2 protein-coding genes are annotated in these 1,925 nt (G+C 72.7%); both read right to left on the bottom strand.

Going from position 1 to position 1,925, the window contains the following annotated elements:
- On the bottom strand, positions 1–1,450 hold a 1,450-nt coding region (locus tag AB0C76_RS41245), incomplete at its 3' end, for a DEAD/DEAH box helicase (RefSeq protein ID WP_359975902.1).
- 358 nt (positions 1,451–1,808) lie between these two features.
- The coding region (locus AB0C76_RS41240) for a cold shock domain-containing protein (RefSeq protein WP_359975905.1) at positions 1,809–1,925 on the bottom strand (117 nt) is incomplete at its 5' end.

Genomic DNA, 1,925 nt, shown 5'->3' with positions numbered 1-1,925 from the left:
ACCGGACACCCGCGGCGGCGGCGTGGGTGGGGCGGCCGCGGCGGCCGCGGTTCGTGGACGGGCTGCGGCGGGGGCGTTCGACGACGGGGTCGGCGACGACGACGGGTACGCCGGTGGGGACGCGGGCGCCGGTGATGCGGGCCAGGTCCTCGTCGCCGGCGCTGACGCGGGTGGTGACGGGGGTGATGGCGGCGGCGGTCATCAGGCGGGCCATCTGGCGGCGCTGGCTGGGCAGGACGAGGGTGACGACGGTGCCGGACTCGCCGGCCCGGGCGGTGCGGCCGCCGCGGTGGAGGTAGTCCTTGTGGTCGCTCGGCGGGTCGAGGTTGACGACGAGGTCGAGGCCGTCGACGTGGATGCCCCGGGCGGCGACGTTGGTGGCGATCAGCGCGGTGACGTGGCCGTCGCGGAACTGGTCCAGGGTGCGGGTGCGCTGGGGCTGGGACTTGCCTCCGTGCAGGGCGGCGGCTTTGACCCCGTTGGCGAGCAGGTCTTCCACCAGCGCGTCGGCGCGGTCCCGGGTGTCGGTGAACATGATGACCCCGCCGTCGCGGGAGGCGATGTGGGCGATCGTGGCGTTCTTGTCGTGGTTCTGCACGTGCAGCACGTGGTGTTCCATGGTGCTGACGGCGCCGGCGGAGGGGTCGACGGAGTGGGTGACCGGGTCCTTGAGGAAGTGCCGTACGAGGTGGTCGACGTTGCGGTCCAGGGTGGCGGAGAACAGCATGGTCTGGCCGCCTTCGGCGACGTGGTCGAGGAGTTCGGTGACCTGTGGCAGGAATCCCATGTCGGCCATCTGGTCGGCCTCGTCGAGGACGGTGATGCCCACCCGGTCCAGCCGGCAGTCGCCGCGCTGGATCAGGTCCTTGAGCCGGCCGGGGGTGGCCACGACGACCTCGGCGCCGCGGTTGAGGGCCTGGGCCTGGCGGCCGATCGACATTCCGCCGACCACGGCGGCCATCCGCAGGCGCACCGCGTGGGCGTAGGGGGTGAGGGCGTCGGTGACCTGCTGGGCGAGCTCGCGGGTGGGGACCAGGACCAGGGCCAGCGGGCGGCGCGGTTCGGCGCGCCGGCCGGTGATGCGGGCCAGCACGGCGAGACCGAACGCGATGGTCTTGCCGGAGCCGGTCCGTCCGCGTCCGAGGACGTCACGTCCGGCCAGTGAGTTCGGCAGTGTCGCGGCCTGGATCGGGAAGGGTGAAGTGACGCCCTGGCGGGTCAGTACCGACTGCAGTGCCTTGGGCATGTCCAGTTCGTCGAACGACTGGATGGCGGGCAGCGCCGGGGTGGTGCTCACCGGCATCGCGAACTCGCCTTGTGGGGAGTGGTTTTGACGGGAGCTGCGGTTGCCGGCCGGCCGGTTGCCGTAGAAGGAGCCGCCATCGGAGCGGGAGCCCCGGGTGGAGCGGGAGTTGGCGTTCTGGTACGAAGAGCGACTGGAGCGGTTCATGGGAGACCTTCCTGGGCGGCACGTCGCGAGGCGGCTCCGCGGCGCGGGGCGCCGGCAGGAGGTCGCGGGGGAACGGGCCGAAAGTGTGGGGCGTGGACGGTGGGACCGTGCGGCACGTCACCTGCGGTCGGCGCTCACCGCGGAGGCGGGAGCGGGGACCTCGAACCGTGGGCTGTCACGGCAGGGCGGCGATCCGGACGCGGCGCTGTGCGTCTCGCGTGGGGATGGCCGCCGGTGGCGGAGCCAGGGGGCCGGAAGCGGCCGGGATGTGCGGGGTGGAGCAATGCCGAGGGGCCCGCACCGGGCATCGTGTACGCGGTGCGGGCCCCTCGCTACCAGGCGGGTGCCGTGGCAGAAACTACAGCGGACGAATGTTCTCGGCCTGCGGGCCCTTCTGGCCCTGCGTGACGTCGAACTCGACCTTCTGGCCCTCGAGCAGCTCGCGGAAGCCGTTGGCGTTGATGTTCGAGTAGTG

Origin of the sequence: Kitasatospora sp. NPDC048722 (assembly GCF_040650235.1) — a bacterium.
Taxonomy (GTDB): Bacteria; Actinomycetota; Actinomycetes; order Streptomycetales; family Streptomycetaceae; genus Kitasatospora.
This window is presented reverse-complemented; position numbering and strand designations above follow the sequence as displayed.